The organism is Catenulispora yoronensis (assembly GCF_039531695.1).
Lineage (GTDB): Bacteria > Actinomycetota > Actinomycetes > Streptomycetales > Catenulisporaceae > Catenulispora > Catenulispora yoronensis.
Genome location: NZ_BAAAQN010000081.1, coordinates 18,358 through 32,793 on the forward strand (window position 1 = coordinate 18,358; position 14,436 = coordinate 32,793).

The window sequence follows — 14,436 nt, forward strand, 5'->3', positions numbered from 1 at the left end:
GTACCGCTGCCTGCCTGTCTCGCGGTCGGGAGTGGGGAGGGGCCGGACCGCCCGCGGCACGGGGGCGGGGCGGGCGGTCGGGGCGGGGGGACGCGGGGATACGGCGCGGGGGCGCCCCCGGTCAGCCGGTGACTTCCTTGAACTGGGCGACGTACTTGTCCAGCGTCTTCAGGTCCAGCTCCATGAACTCGTGCGCCTTGGCCTTGGTGGCGGCGTCCGGGAAGATCAGCTGGTTCTTCAGCGCGTCGGCGTCGACGTCCTTCATCGCGGCGTCGGCGCCGACCATCGACGGGATGTAGCTGATGTAGTCGTCCAGCGTCGCGGCGACCTTGGGCTCCAGCATGTAGTTCATGAACTTCTCGGCGTTGGTCTTGTGCGAGGCCAGCGACGGGACGCACATGTTGTCGGCGAACCAGAGCATGCCCTCCTGCGGGACCACCCAGACGATGTTGTCGTCGTCGAGCTGCGCCACGTCGCCGGAGTACGCCATGCACATGGCGTAGTTCCCGTTGGTCAGGTCATTGATGTAGTCGTTGCCGGTGAACTGCCGGATCTGGTTGTTGTCGCGGGCCTTCTGGATGAAGTCCACGGCCTTGCTGAACTCGTCGTCGCTGAACTTCTCCGGGTTGATGCCGTTGGCCAGCATCGAGAACCCGACGCCGTCCTCCATCTCGGCGAAGTAGCCGACCTTGCCCTTGTACTTGGTGTTGGTCAGCATCTCCTTGATCGACAGCTGCTGCGCCTGGTCCTTGGTCAGGCCCGCGGACTTCAGGTTGACGCCGAGCAGGGTGAAGCCCATCGCCCACGGCACGGTGTGCTTGCGGTTCGGGTCGTACGCCGGGTTCTGCGCCTCGGGCAGCAGGTTCTTGAAGTTCGGGATGTTGTCCAGGTTCAGCGGCTGCAGGTAGCCCATCTGGCGCAGCTTGCCGATCATCCAGTCGGACAGCACCATCAGGTCCCGGCCGGTGTCCTGGCCGCCGGCCAGCTGCTGGTGGATCTTGGCGAAGAAGTCGTCGTTGGAGTTGACGTCCTCGGTGTACTTGACCTCGATGCCGGTCTCGGTCTTGAAGTTGTCCAGCGTCGGCCGCTTGTTCTTGTCGTTCTCGTCGACGTCGATGTACGACACCCAGTTGGAGAAGTTGACGATCTTCTCGGTGTCGGACTTGTCGGTCCCGGCCTTGCCCTCCGACGGCGCCGCGGGGGACGGCGACCCGGTGGCCGAACCGCCGGCCGAGCCCGAGCTGCCGGCACTGCCCGCGCTGCCGGTGTCGGTGGAGCCGGAGGCCTTCTTGGTCTTGGTCGCACAGGCGCCGAGCAGGCCGGCCGCGCCCACCCCGAGGCCGGCGGCCAGGAATCCCCGGCGGGAGGCGGCGCCCAGCTGGCGCCGGAAGGCCTCCGGGTACCGGTCGGCGGATTCGAGGAACTCGTCGCGAGCGCGGGATATGTCGTTCATGCGAGGGGTCCGTCCTATCACCTGTGGGGTTGGGGGTTGGGGCGGTACTGCGGGTCAGAGATCGAAGATCGTGCGGTGCCAGGGCTTGCGCGCCACTCCGGTGATGTCGTGCATGGTGTGCTTGACCTGCGTGTACTCCTCGAAGGAGTACGAGGACATGTCCTTGCCGAAGCCGGAGGCCTTGTATCCGCCGTGCGGCATCTCGGAGATGATCGGGATGTGGTCGTTGACCCAGACGCAGCCGGCGGCGATCTCGCGCACGGCGCGCAGGGCGCGGTAGTGGTCCCGGGTCCACGCCGAGGCGGCCAGGCCGTAGGGGGTGTCGTTGGCGAGGGCGAACGCCTCGTCGTCGGTGTCGAAGGGCAGGGCGGTCAGCACCGGGCCGAAGACCTCGTCCTGCACGATCTCCGAGTCCTGCGCCACGCCGGTGACCAGGGTCGGGCGGTAGTAGGCGCCGGCCGCCAGCGCGCCGCCGGGGGCCTCGCCGCCGACCACGATCTTCGCGCCCCCGGCCCGGGCCCGGTCGACGAAGCCGGCGACGCTGTCGCGCTGCTTGAAGGAGACCAGCGGGCCCAGGTCGGTCGCCGGGTCCATCGGGTCGCCGAGCTTGACCTTCGCGTACAGGTCGGCGACCCCGGCCACGAACTCCTCGAACCGGCTGCGGTGCACGTAGGCGCGGGTGGCCGCGGTGCAGTCCTGGCCGGTGTTGATCAGCGAGCCGGCCACGGCGCCGTGGATCGCGGCCTCCAGGTCGGCGTCGTCGAAGACCACGAACGGCGCCTTGCCGCCGAGCTCCAGGTGCACGCGCTTCACGGTGCGGGAGGCGACCTCCATGACGCGCTTGCCGACCGGGGTGGAGCCGGTGAAGGACACCATGCGCACGTCCGGATGCGCCATCAGCGCCTCGCCGGCCACCTGGCCGTGGCCGACGACGACGTTCACGACACCGTCCGGCAGGCCGGCGTCGGTACAGGCCCGGGCGAACATCAGCGCGGTCAGCGGCGTGATCTCGGCGGGCTTGAGCACGATCGTGTTGCCGGCGGCGACGGCCGGCAGGATCTTCCAGGCGGCCATCTGCAGCGGGTAGTTCCACGGCGCGATGGAGGCCACGACGCCGATCGGCTCCCGGCGGATCGCGCTGGTGTGGTCGCCGGAGTACTCGGCCGAGGCCTTGCCCTCCAGGTGCCGGGCCGCCCCGGCGAAGAACACTGTGTTGTCCACGGTGCCCGGCACGTCGAAGCCGGTGGTCAGGCGGATCGGCTTGCCGGTCTGGCGGGACTCGGTCTCGGCGAACTCCTGGGAGCGCTCGTCGAGCAGCTGCGCGAGCTTGTGCAGCGCGGCCGAGCGCTCGACAGGAGCCGCCCTACTCCATTCGGGGTAGGCCGCCCGGGCCGCGGCGACCGCCTGGTCGGCGTCGTGTCCGTCACCGAGCACGAGATCGGTGACGACGCTGCCGTCCGCCGGATTCGTGACCTGATGCACGACTCCTGACGATCCGGTCCTCAGCCCTCCACCGATGTACTGGTGCACCACGTTCTCCCTTGACGGCTTGCAAACCTCGACCCGCTGCCAGGTACACCGGCGCATCGTCCGGCCACTTCCGGTTCGGCACACGGCTACCCGCGTCCGAGTGAGGATCGTTACAGACATTGGGCCGAGAAACAAGGGATTCCGTCGAAGGAAATGAACCTCGCAACGAAATCGCGACCTACTTCCGACCTGCACAGACCGATCCCTCGTCGGTGCGGGATCGGACCGATATCACCGAATCCCTTGCGCCGGTCAGGGCGCACCTGGCAAGGTGCGTCGGCAGTGCGATCCTTCTGAACACTGTGCAAAGAACAATGGGTGAAGAACTTTGCACGCCGCGGCCGGTCCGGACGCCGATCCGGGGCCCGGACCGCATGTCCGAACCGCATACGCGATCCGCATCTCCCGATCCGCACCCCCGACCCCGTACGCCCCAGGAGCCACCGTGAGCAGCACCGACCGGCCCGACGACGACGCGACGGACCCCTCGGCCCCGGCCTCGGCGCCGGGCCCCGCGCCGGTTACCACGGCGTTGCCGGCCGCGTCCGCCCCCGCGCCCTCGGTGTACGCCACGCAGTACCCGACGGTCGGCGACGTGCTCCAGCTCGGCCCGGTCAAACAGGGCGGGCCGCGGGTGGTGGCCGGGGCCGCCGGGCTGGACCGGGTGGTGCGCTGGGTGCACGTCACCGAGCTGGTGGACGTCGCGACCATCCTGCGCGGCGGCGAGCTGGTGCTGTCCACCGGCATCGCCTGGCCCGAGGACCGCGACCGGCTCGCCGACTTCGTCGCCGACCTGGCCAAGCTCGGCGCCGCCGGCCTGGTGCTGGAGCTGGGCCGCCGGTACACCGACAGCAGCCTGCCCAAGGCGCTGCTGGCCGCCGCCGAGAAGCACAGCCTGCCGGTGATCACGCTGGCCCTGGACACCCGCTTCGTCACCATCACCGAGGCGGTGCACGGTCTGATCATCGACGCCCAGCTGGCCGAGCTGCGGGCCTCCGACGAGGTGCACCAGACCTTCACCGAGCTGGCCGTGGAGGGCGCCTCCCCGGACGAGGTGGTGCAGCAGATCGGCCGGATGTCCGGCTGCCCGGTGGTGCTGGAGAACCTGGCCCACCAGGTCCTCACCTACTCCCAGGCCGGCGCCGACCCCGCGGTCCTGCTCGACGGCTGGGAGGGCCGCTCCCGCTCGGTGCGCACCCTGGGCCGCACCTCCCACGACGAGCGCTCCGGCTGGCTCACCACCGTGGTCGGCGCCCGCGGCCACGACTGGGGCCGGCTGGTCCTGATCTGCAACGACCCGGCCCCGGTGGCGCGGCTGTCCATGCTGCTGGAGCGCGCCGCCTCCACCCTGGCGCTGAACCGGCTGGTGGAGCGGGACCGCGACTCGCTGGAGCGGCAGACCCACCGGACGCTGCTGACCGCGATCCTGTCGCACGGGCAGCCGGCCTCGGAGGTGGCGCTGCGGGCCCGGGCGCTCGGCGTCACCCTGGACGGCCGGCGGCTGGTCGGCCTGGTGCTGCGGCTGCGCACCGCGGCGCACCCGACGGCGCTGGAGACCCAGGCCCGGCTGCGCGAGCTGACCGACCAGGCGGCCGCGGCGATCCGCGACCGGCGGCTGTCGGCGCTGATCGGCACGCTCGACGAGCACAGCGTCGGGCTGCTGCTGGCGCTGGGGCCGCAGGACCGCGAGGACGCGGCGCTGGACGGCTTCGCCGAGCGGGTGCGGCGGCTGGTGGAGCGGCCGACGTCGCCGTCGGTGGCCGACGGGTACGTGATCGCGGTCGGCACGTCGGTCGGCGCGGTGCGCGACGCGCGGCGGTCGCTGCTGGAGGCGGTGCAGGTCGCGGACGCGGCGGTCCGGCAGCCGGCGGGTTCGGCGCCGTACCACCGGCTGGTGGACGTCCGGCTGCGCGGGCTGCTGCACCTGCTGCGGGACGACGCGCGGTTGCAGACGTTCGTGGAGCGGGAGCTCGGGCCGCTGCTGGCGTACGACGCCGAGCGCGGGACCGACCTGGTGCGGATGCTGACGGTGTATGTGGAGTCGGGGCGGAACAAGTCGGCGGCGGCCGACGCGGCGCATCTGTCGCGGCCGTCGTTCTATGAGCGGCTGCACCGGATCGAGCGGATCCTGTCGGTGGATCTGGACTCTGTCGAGTCGTGCTTGGCTTTGCATGTGGCGTTGCTGGCGTTGGAGGCTATTAGGCCTTGAGCCTCATGCGCCATGCTGTCCAACGGCCTGTCTACCGACAGGTAACTGCGGCCTCACTCGAAGGGCACCGATCATGGCCTCCACCCCCGAGCTCGGCACGGCGGCTCCCGATTTCACCCTGCCGGCGGTCGTGCTGTCCGGCGCCGATGTGCAGCAGCGCCGGTTCACGCTGTCCGAGCACCGCGGCAAGCCGATCGTGCTGGCGTTCTACCCCGGCGACGACACGCCGGTGTGCACCAAGCAGATGTGCGCGTACTCCAACGAGCTGGAGAAGTTCACCGGGGTCGGCGCGGAGGTGTGGGGCATCAGCCCGCAGGGGTTGGACAGCCACGAGAAGTTCGCGCGGCGGCACGGATTGCAGCTGCCGCTGCTGGCCGATCCGGAGAAGCGCGTCATCCGGGAGTACGGGATCTCGCTGCCGGGGCTGGGATTGAAGCGCTCGGTGTTCCTCATCGACGCCGACGGCGTGCTGCGGTGGAAGCACGTGGCGCGGCTGGGGCTGACGTACCAGCCGGTGGGGACGCTGACCGTGCAGATCGCGGCGCTGGGGTAGGGCGCCGGGCTCCGGGCTCCGGGCGCCGACCGCGGCTGACTACCCTGAGGTCATGCTGACGCTGCCTGAGGGTCCTTACGCGCGCCACACCGCCCGCATCCTGCTGATGAACCGGGAGGACCGCCTGCTGCTGTTCAAGTTCCACAGCAGCAGGCAGGCCGGCGGCTTCGTGTGGCTGACGCCCGGCGGCGGGATCGACGAGGGCGAGGAGCTGAACGCGGCGGCGGCTCGCGAGCTGCGCGAGGAGACGGGGCTGGTGGTGGCGCCGGAGGCGCTCGGCGGGCTGGTCGCGGCCACGGGCGGCTATGCCGATCTGGGGTGGAAGAAGGGGGTGTTCCGGGAGGACTACTTCTTCCATCGGGTCGACAGCCTCGACATCGACATGAGCGGGTTCACCGAACTTGAGCGGAAGGCGATCTCCGATCACCGGTGGTGGTCGGTCGAGGAGGTGGCGGCCGCGGACGGGAGCGTGGTGCCGTGGGGGCTGGCGCCGCTGCTGGCGTCGATTCTGCGGGAGGGGCTGCCGAGCGAGGTGGTCGCTCTGCCTTGGCATCATTGAGGCGGTAGAACTCGGCATCACAGAGGGGATAGAAGCGGGGACGGATAGGGCGCGTATAAGGCTCGCCTTAAGCAGCGAAACTTCTTCGCTTCCTGCGACGCCCACTGGCTACCCTCGGTGGCATGAGCAGCGACTGGCGCACCCGCACCGGCCCGATCGGCGTCCTGACCGGCGCGGGCATCAGCACCGAGTGAGGCACTGAGTAACGGTCTTCCGAACAGGGACCTTACACCGTTGCGTGCTTGATCTCACCCATCATGGCGCGCAGCGTCGCGGAGTGCCGTCCAGCAGGAAGCTTGTCGAGTGCAGCGCGGGCGTAGGCCACGCCTCCCTGCTTGTCGCCTGTCTTCGCTAGCAAGAGGCCACGGTGCAATTCAAGGTGCGTGGCGAACCTAGGAAGCGACTCCGGCAGGACACGAGAGGCGACGTCCTGGACCTCTGCGGCTCTGCGCTCGTCGCCGATGCGAGACAGAACCAGGCTGGAGATCGTCGCCATGCGCCATTCCGGCATTGCATAGTCGGACAGGGGATCATCCGATGACACCACATCAAAGATGTTCGTTCCCTGGCCAAGCCAGTTGAGTGCGGCTGTCTTGTCGTCTCGGAGCGCCGCAATGTGCGCCTTAGCCAGACACGCATTGAGCCTGCCAAGGGTCGAACGGTCCGACAGTTCAAGCGCCTGGTCTGCCATGGCGTCGGCTTCATCAAGCGACGTTCCCCAATACGCCAACGTAAGGGCAGAGTGAGCACGTGCCCATACTCGGGCGGGAAGGTCTCCAGACTCGTCAGCGGACGCGACCGCTGTCCGGTACCAGTCAGCCGCCTTGCTGGGTACGTCAGCGAACGTCTTCCCGTAGAGCGTGACGAGCCTTGATGCGGTTGCCCACACGTTCGGGTTGGCCAACTGACTCTGGACCGCGATCAGGTCGCAGGCTAGTTGGCGCTGTACGTCAGCAGTCCCCAAGGACATATAGAGATGCCCGTACTCGTCGGCTCTCGCCTCCCAATAGTCGGGCGTAGGACGGTCCCATAGCGCGGTCGCAAACCCCGCGCCAATGAGGTCTGACGCAACGGCAGGCACCAGGGTGATCGCACCAGCAACAGCCAAGAGGTCGCCACGCCTTGCGTTCAGCACACCCTCGGGCACTTGCAGGACGCATGCCAGGTGTGCCAGCCAGAAGGGGCCAGGGGTGACGTTACCCAACTCCCATCGCCGAACTTCCCTCTTAGAGATCGTGTCGTGGCCGCTGACACGACATAGCTGGTCCGCTAGCTCGCGCTCTGACCATCCGTGGGCTAGCCGCAGAGTGCGGATTTGGCTCCCTACCGTCACAGAACAAGGATGCCCCCCGGCATGCCCCCTGTGTACTCGAATCGACACAGCTAGAAATGAATCATGAAGAGTCAGCAGGCCGCAGGGGTTTCCCAGGAGGGCTCTCCGGGGTCAGCAACACCCGGTAGCCCCACTCCCTTGAGAGTCCTTTCCCGTCTCGCGGTTCTGCCCTCATACCCACCGCCAAAAGCTCAGCCTCTCGGTGACGGCATTCGGCTGAAGAACTTGATCAGTGGCGACATGATCGCAATCGATGGCCGGTGGTGGGACGTGCTCCGCTGCACGTCCATGAACCGGTGGGTGACTGTCCAAACACCCGGACCGAAGATCACGGCTCATGAGGCCAGCCTGGTCCACCTCGCGCGGAAGGAGTTGCCCAATGTCGAAGCTCTGGCCCCCGGGCAGTGAGCGCGTCCCGCACTGGCGGGTCACTCCTGGTACTGAAGTGTTGATGGGCGGCACCATCCGCAGGTTTGACCGCTGCGAGCGACCCGTGGACGGGTCTCATTGGCTCATCTACTGGCAGGGGATCAACGTTCCCACCAGGTACCAGGAAGAACCCGTGCTTGTTGTCTGGCCTGCTAAGCCGCAGGCCGCTTAAGCCCCTGTGTCCGGCTCTGAGACTCCCGGACGCAGGTTGGCCCTTCGGTTCCTCCCGTGCCGGGCATCGACGGGCCGTAAAGACCCCCGCGACCAGTAGGGACGTGTCCCCCAAAACCGCCAACCCCGCTGGTCGCGGGGCACCCAGCCATGCACCAAAACTAAAGAAGAGGGGAACCCAAGTGACCATTGAGGCTGAGGCCAGCTCGACCACGGTCCGAGGTTCAGACCCGTGCTCCCCACACTCCGACTGCGCGCCAGCGGCATGTCACCCATGGGCTTGCTCGCCATACACCACCTCGGGGCCGGTAACCGGCAGTGCGGGCATGCTCGTGGATCCGTGCGGCCCGGATGAGTGCATACCGGGAAAGAACTGCGTGCCGGACATCGAGTGTTCGCCCGGCAGCCCCGCCGCCGCTACGGGCCATCAGGCAGAGAACCCATGCATTCCGCAGATGAACTGCGACCCGGGCGAGATCTGGTCATGCCAGCCGTTCACATGCGCGCCGAAAAAAGGGCAGGTGACGGCCGGGGTTCAGGCAGACATTCATTTCCTGTGGCTTGACCTGACACGAGACTGCCAGCTCAAATGCGGCCACTGCTACAACGAGTCCGGCCCCGGTGGGGACAGGGAACTGCTGACGCTGCTGGGCTCGTCGTCTGGGCTGATGCAGCCGGCCAACTGGATGAGCGTGTTGGACCAGGCAAAAGAGTCCGGTGTCACCGTGGTTCAGCTCATCGGCGGCGAACCCACCATGTACGCCGGATTCCCGCAGGTGCTCGCGCACGCCGTGATGATCGGCCTGAAAGTCGAGATCTACACCAACATGGTCAACATCCGTGCCCAGTGGTGGGACCTGTTCAAGCATCCGCACGTGTCGCTGGCGACGTCCTACTACTCGGACGACCCTGAGGAACACAACCGAATCACCGAACGTGACAGCCACCGCAAGACCCGCGCCAACATCATCCAGGCCATTGCCCTCAGGATTCCCCTGCGAGTGGGCATCGTGCAGAAGTACCCGACACAGCGAGTTCGGGAGGCACGCGCCGAGTTGGAAGCGCTCGGGGTCCGGTCTGACCGCATCGGCCTCGACAAGGTACGCGCCTTCGGACGCGGCCAGGGCGACCACGCCGCATGCGACGTGAACGAGCTGTGCGGCCACTGTGGCAACGGACGAGCCGCCATTGGCCCAGACGGCACGGTCACCCCATGCATCATGTCGTCATGGATGGGTGTCGGAAACGCCAGGACCCAGCCTCTCGCCGATATCGTGGCAGGAACAGCGATGGAGCAGGCCAGGGCCATCATTCCGAAGCGCGTAGCCGCCGATCCGTGCGAACCCGGTGCCGAGTGCAAGCCCGACGCCTATCCGTGCCAGCCAGAAGCCTGATCTACCACGTTAGGAACCCCGGATGCTGGATGAGGACATGGCCGAGGCATCAGAGTCAGACCTTCACGAGGCTGCACAGCGCCTTGGACTTGTCCTCACCGGACCACCCGTTCGGTCGTTCTTCTCGGTAGGATCCAAAGCCCGCCGAGACGAAGACAATTACTGGCTGCGGGTGCGCCGCGCGCATCTGCTGACTTGGACGCCCCGCCGACTGGGGTATGTGGAATCCACTGCTGTCCATGGTGTTCCAAAACCGGTCGTAATCGACTCCACACAATGGTTCGACGCCCCGAATATCGTTCGTGCCGAAGTACTGTCGTTCGTCCCGGCAACTGTGATCAGTCCGTCCCTTCACCTCAAGACTGTGCCCGCACTCTCGGACACCTGGTGGTCTGCACTGAGCGATGCTGTAAAGAACCTGGCGGACACGCCGACGCTACGGGACACGGCTCACGTACTCGATGACGTTCCGTTCCTTCGCAGGTTCTATGGCAGGGAGATTCCAGAGCCAACTGACTGGGCCACTGAGCACGAAGATCCACACTGGGCCAACATTACCGGCCCTGACCTACACATTCTCGACTGGGACTTTTGGGGTCGCCAGCCCCGGGGCTTTACTGTCGCGGGTCTGTACTGCACCTCGCTTGGTGTACCCGACGTCTCTGATCGTCTGTTGCAAGAGTTCCCGGGCCTGCTAAACAGCCCTTCAGGGAAGTGGTCAATCCTCTATCACCTCTGGTATCGCCGCAAAGGGCTGCCGTCATTCCTTGCATGGGAGCGGGCCGCCACCGTGGCACGCAGCATCCTGCGGGACCTAACGTGATCGAGTTGGAACCTTCCGACCAAGAACTGATCGAACAGATTCTCTCTGCCCGGTGCCCGGACGCGACGTCCTTTCTTGACCTAGATGCGGACGACATCGACCTGATTACGGTCCGGCTCGGGGACGTCTACGACGTCATCCTGTGTGTCGGTCCGGCCATGGCAACACTGTATTCGCGCGACGATCTACAGACCGCCTTCCGCACGTTCGCCGCACACGCACGCATTGGTACGCAACTCATCATCCGGAAACCGCCGCGAGTCCATCAGGCAGTGCTGGAGTGGCGGGCACGGTCCGCATGGTTCGGGTTCTTCACATCGTTCGGAGAGCTACGAGTGTTCGGCTACGGCATCGATATGAGCGACCATGCCGAAGACCAAGGCTTCTAGACTCGCCTGCTAGACACTTGTACGGCGCGCGCCGATAGCGCAGAGCCCTGTGTTTCCGCTACCTTGCCGGAAACACCAACGGCCCCCGGAAAGAGCGCCAACTCTCGCCAGGGGCCTACACCTCAGACTCGGCTAGGAGTCCGCAGTGTCCCCCAAGCGTATCGCTCGTGCCCTGGTGCTTTCCGGTATCGGAGTCGTCATCCTGGCGGCCGGTGTTCTCTCGTTCTCGGCGCTCCGCCGGCTCGGCATCTCCGCAGGTTGGAACCCTGAACTTGCCGCTTTGCTGCCTGTCTCCATCGACGTCTACGCGTTGATCTCAACCGTGTCATGGCTGGTGCTGGCAGAAGGGGCGGAGGACCGGAAGCGCTCCGGCATCAACGCTTCCGTGGCCGTGTCCCTCTCTGTGGTCGGCAACGGCATCGAGCACCTAGACGCGTTCCATGTCCTCACGGTGGGGTGGCCCGTGGTGATCGCGGTTTCCGCGATTCCACCTGTCGTGATGGCTCTTTCCGTTCACCTTGCCGTGCGGTTCCTCGCCGAGACTGGCGAGGCAATAACCCTACCGACTGAGGCTGTGGAGACAGCCGCTGTAGATGACACCCCGAACAGCCCGGAGACGGCCGCTAAGAGCCCTTGGAACACCCTCCCTGAAGGCGACAAGCTGAACCGGGTAAAGGCCGCTACGGAGCGACTGAAGGCCGAAGGAAAGCCCATCACCGGGGCATCCCTCGCGGGGATGCTGGGAACCACTGATCGGACCGGCAGGAATTACCTTGCCAAGCTGAACACAGCCTGACGGCTGCCTGTCATCGAGAGATGCAAGGATGAGCCTATGAGTGCCCCGACTTGGTACCACAACAGCGTGTTGTCGCTCCTACGACGCCAGATGCAGGATGTACAGCACAAGTTGCGGGAGATTGAAGGCGATACTCCTCCCGGGCCAGTCACAGCGGACGTCACAGCCGCTCGCGCTATCACGTGGCACAGCGAAGTCAAGTTCGCCACACGCGTGCTTCAGCTTGAGGCAGAGGACGCTGCTAAGCGACTCACAAGCAACTGATGGCAAGCGCCGCCAGTGAAGACACCACGGCCCCCACCAACCTCGGTGGGGGCTTTCTCGTTGACTCCCGCCTCAGACCGCGAGTCCCAATGCGGTGGGCGGGCAAGACAGTACGGCGAGCGCGTCCGTGTAACCAGACAGGGCGTTGCAGTAGACCGCGAGTGCAGCGCGGTCAGCATCTCCAATGCAGGCAAGAATCTCGACGATCTTGTCGGCAGGGGTGCCGCCACTATCGGGAAGACTTATCAACGGCCATTGTGAACCGCCCGCACCGATAGTGACTCGGGATGCATCAGTGAGAGCAACAGGGCAGACAGAAGTCAAGGTAAGGCACCGTCCCAACACAAAGAAGCCCCTGCCGAGAGGGGCGCAAATACGGGGATGGCGGGCCACTTCGCCGGAGTGTGACAGTCGACGATGCGACTTCACTGCCTACGTAAACCATCATAGTGGAAGTTACCGACAGCGCTACTCATTATTGAGTCGAACGTGCGACCACACAGGGTAATACGAGCACAACACTACGCTTGTGCCAAAAACCGGCCTAACCTGCGGCCGTATTCATGAGCCTGCGCGGGTCTTGAGCAAAACGGACATTAGACTTTTACCCCCCCTATACCCCCAGGGCTCTTAACAGTCATCTGCTAGGGCGGAACGTCATGCGTTAGCGGCCCGATTGGCCAAGTTGGCGTCTCGCCTAGTTACCGATTACGGCGACTGCGCCGGATGACAGCGATGCATGCAGGTGTTGAGGCGGGGTGCACGAAGTGTCAGCCCGCTCTAGAGCCCACGCTTTACGGACCCTCCTCAACCACAGACCCAGACCCAGCCGGCCACTGGCCGGTTACCCATGATGAAAAACAGAGCCGAATTTCGCAGGCACGCGGGTGCGCCAAAAGGCGCGGGGTCTACAAGTGGAGCCGGAGAGTTCTAGTGGTCCCCTGCCGCATCGACGGCAGGGGTGTATTCATGCTTGGCCAGCGTAGTTTCCCAGTCGGCTTGCCTACGCCGCTCAGCGGCTATGACCTCTTCCTGTCGGTCAAGGATCTTGAATACGCCGCGCTCAGCGGCTATACGGTCTAGATCTTCAATGTCTCCGGACGGCACCCAGCCGTCCGAGAGTTGAACGGCAAGACTCTCAGTCTCCAAAACCTCAAGGGCGCGGCGGGCCGTGCGCTCGGAACACCCAAGATGAGAAGCCAGTCCGGCCCGTGACAGCGGGCCAAAGACCTGAAGCATCATCCACGACCTACCGGCCGTGAAACCAAGACCAGACACGGCCCTGAAGGCCGGGTGTGACATTAGAGCCACATCCATAGACCTTACTGGGGGACAGTCTATAGATGTAGCCCCGTTGTCACGGGGATACGTGTCCAACAACAGTCGATACCTCTTCGTCTTTCCGTCCGGGGAAAGCTCCCTTATCCATCCAGCGGTCTCAAGCCGCTTCAGAGCCTTCGACACGGCCGCAGGCTTCCCGGCATTTGCCCACTGTGCCAGCGTTCGCAGGGACGGCGCCTGAACGGAGTGGCCGCGTTCATAGGCGAACGCACAGAGCCCGATGAGCACCTGAAGGTCAAAGCCGGTGTGGCCACGCCACGGCGTTAATAGCGCCGCGTCCCGCATCATCTCCGCGATGCGCTCCCGTGCCGTCTCCTTAGTGAAGTCAGGTGTCTTGTCGGTTTCCCTGCCCGCGTTCCCCCACGTGTTCCGCAGCTCAGTTTCGGCTGCCGCCATCCCTCGATTCGGTATGAGGTCTTCGTGCAGCTTGGCGGCACCCTTGTGCGCCGGGTTCAGCATCATCTGCCGGAACTCGGCAAAGTCACGGCGCTTGCGCTGGAACCCGAGAGCGATCGAGAACAGGGTTCCGCTGCGACCCCGCCGCTTACCGGCGGTGTCCCCGTGGACCACAAGGCCCCACACGTAGTCTGACAACTCCCCGGCCACATCAGGTGGCCCAAGAAGTTCCAGTGCCTCAGCAACGCTTCCAGGGGCAATCAGATAGGGCTCAAGACCCGACCGGTGAGGAGACAGCGGCGGACGCATCTTCTGATTGACCCGGACTTGGCTTTTCGGGATACCTGCATGGTCAATCAGCCCGTCTCTCAGTTGCTCCCGCTGCCCCTTGGGCACGGATACCCACACGTGTTCATGAGGTTCGCCATCTTTGGTTACGCGGCCAGACGCGACGCGGACGATAGAGCTGCCGAACCCGTGAGCCTCAAGCCACTCCGTGACGTACTCCGCAGTGAACGACACCGCGTCTAGGTCAACGTCCACTGCCAACAGGGTGTCTTTCGGATCCACCAGGAACGCCCGGCCAGACATGGCCGCATCCTCGACCGTGGCCCATTCGTAGGTAACGGAGTTGTCCCCCGACAGGTACCGGGCTTCACCGCCCTTACGAGTCACAGCGCGCGCCAGCGCCAGCACATCAGCCGATGCGATCCCCACCCCTGTACCTCCTCGCGATGATCTCGAACGCGTGAGCGAGGAAGTCTAGCGACCGCGACCGACGGGCCACGAGGGGGTT

The 14,436-nt window shown here is 65.7% G+C and carries 11 protein-coding genes; 7 read left to right on the plus strand and 4 right to left on the minus strand.

The genetic code is table 11. The annotated features are described in order from the left end of the window. Positions 1-121 precede the first annotated feature (121 nt). A complete protein-coding gene (locus ABD481_RS41570; protein WP_344671419.1) occupies positions 122-1,453 on the minus strand; it encodes a polyamine ABC transporter substrate-binding protein in 1,332 nt (443 codons plus the stop codon). 54 nt (positions 1,454-1,507) lie between these two features. Continuing rightward, positions 1,508-3,040 (minus strand): gamma-aminobutyraldehyde dehydrogenase, encoded by a 1,533-nt coding sequence (locus ABD481_RS41575; RefSeq protein ID WP_344671420.1) that lies wholly within the window; start codon positions 3,038-3,040, stop codon positions 1,508-1,510. A gap of 505 nt (positions 3,041-3,545) precedes the next feature. On the opposite strand from ABD481_RS41575, the gene ABD481_RS41580 reads away from it, so the two are divergent. From ABD481_RS41580 to ABD481_RS41590, 3 genes are all read left to right on the plus strand, one after another. Then, complete coding sequence (locus tag ABD481_RS41580; protein WP_344671440.1) at positions 3,546-5,192, plus strand: PucR family transcriptional regulator; 1,647 nt, start codon at positions 3,546-3,548, stop codon at positions 5,190-5,192. Positions 5,193-5,265: 73 nt separating this feature from the next. Beyond that, complete coding sequence (locus tag ABD481_RS41585; RefSeq protein ID WP_344671421.1) at positions 5,266-5,745, plus strand: peroxiredoxin; 480 nt, start codon at positions 5,266-5,268, stop codon at positions 5,743-5,745. A gap of 52 nt (positions 5,746-5,797) precedes the next feature. Continuing rightward, positions 5,798-6,304 (plus strand): NUDIX hydrolase, encoded by a 507-nt coding sequence (locus ABD481_RS41590; RefSeq protein WP_344671422.1) that lies wholly within the window; start codon positions 5,798-5,800, stop codon positions 6,302-6,304. Between the two features lie 226 nt (positions 6,305-6,530). On the opposite strand, the gene ABD481_RS41595 is transcribed toward ABD481_RS41590, so the two are convergent. Continuing rightward, positions 6,531-6,995, minus strand: coding sequence for a DNA-binding protein (locus ABD481_RS41595; protein ID WP_344671423.1), 465 nt, complete (start codon positions 6,993-6,995; stop codon positions 6,531-6,533). Between the two features lie 1,619 nt (positions 6,996-8,614). Between ABD481_RS41595 and ABD481_RS41600 the strand changes: the two genes are divergently transcribed. The 4 genes from ABD481_RS41600 to ABD481_RS41615 all read left to right on the plus strand — a co-directional run bounded on the left by ABD481_RS41600 (position 8,615) and on the right by ABD481_RS41615 (position 11,639). Next, a complete protein-coding gene (locus ABD481_RS41600) occupies positions 8,615-9,631 on the plus strand; it encodes a radical SAM/SPASM domain-containing protein (protein WP_344671424.1) in 1,017 nt (338 codons plus the stop codon). Positions 9,632-9,653: 22 nt separating this feature from the next. Next, positions 9,654-10,454, plus strand: coding sequence for a hypothetical protein (locus ABD481_RS41605; protein ID WP_344671425.1), 801 nt, complete (start codon positions 9,654-9,656; stop codon positions 10,452-10,454). Beyond that, on the plus strand, positions 10,451-10,843 hold the full coding sequence (locus ABD481_RS41610; protein WP_344671426.1) for a hypothetical protein: 393 nt from the start codon (positions 10,451-10,453) through the stop codon (positions 10,841-10,843). The genes ABD481_RS41605 and ABD481_RS41610 overlap by 4 nt, the downstream gene beginning before the upstream one ends. A 145-nt stretch (positions 10,844-10,988) precedes the next feature. Continuing rightward, positions 10,989-11,639, plus strand: a complete 651-nt coding sequence (locus ABD481_RS41615; protein WP_344671427.1) for a DUF2637 domain-containing protein — start codon at positions 10,989-10,991, stop codon at positions 11,637-11,639. Positions 11,640-12,833: 1,194 nt separating this feature from the next. Here the strand turns inward: ABD481_RS41615 and ABD481_RS41620 are convergent. Beyond that, positions 12,834-14,357, minus strand: a complete 1,524-nt coding sequence (locus tag ABD481_RS41620; RefSeq protein ID WP_344671428.1) for a hypothetical protein — start codon at positions 14,355-14,357, stop codon at positions 12,834-12,836. Positions 14,358-14,436: the final 79 nt, after the last annotated feature.

Bases quoted from the DNA above. Each gene is read 5' to 3' on its own strand.
- ABD481_RS41595 (WP_344671423.1), bottom strand. From the start codon at position 6,995: ATGGCAGACCAGGCGCTTGAACTGTCGGACCGTTCGACCCTTGGCAGG.
- ABD481_RS41605 (WP_344671425.1), top strand. From the start codon at position 9,654: ATGCTGGATGAGGACATGGCCGAGGCATCAGAGTCAGACCTTCACGAG.
- ABD481_RS41590 (WP_344671422.1), top strand. From the start codon at position 5,798: ATGCTGACGCTGCCTGAGGGTCCTTACGCGCGCCACACCGCCCGCATC.
- ABD481_RS41575 (WP_344671420.1), bottom strand. From the start codon at position 3,040: ATGCGCCGGTGTACCTGGCAGCGGGTCGAGGTTTGCAAGCCGTCAAGG.
- ABD481_RS41570 (WP_344671419.1), bottom strand. From the start codon at position 1,453: ATGAACGACATATCCCGCGCTCGCGACGAGTTCCTCGAATCCGCCGAC.
- ABD481_RS41585 (WP_344671421.1), top strand. From the start codon at position 5,266: ATGGCCTCCACCCCCGAGCTCGGCACGGCGGCTCCCGATTTCACCCTG.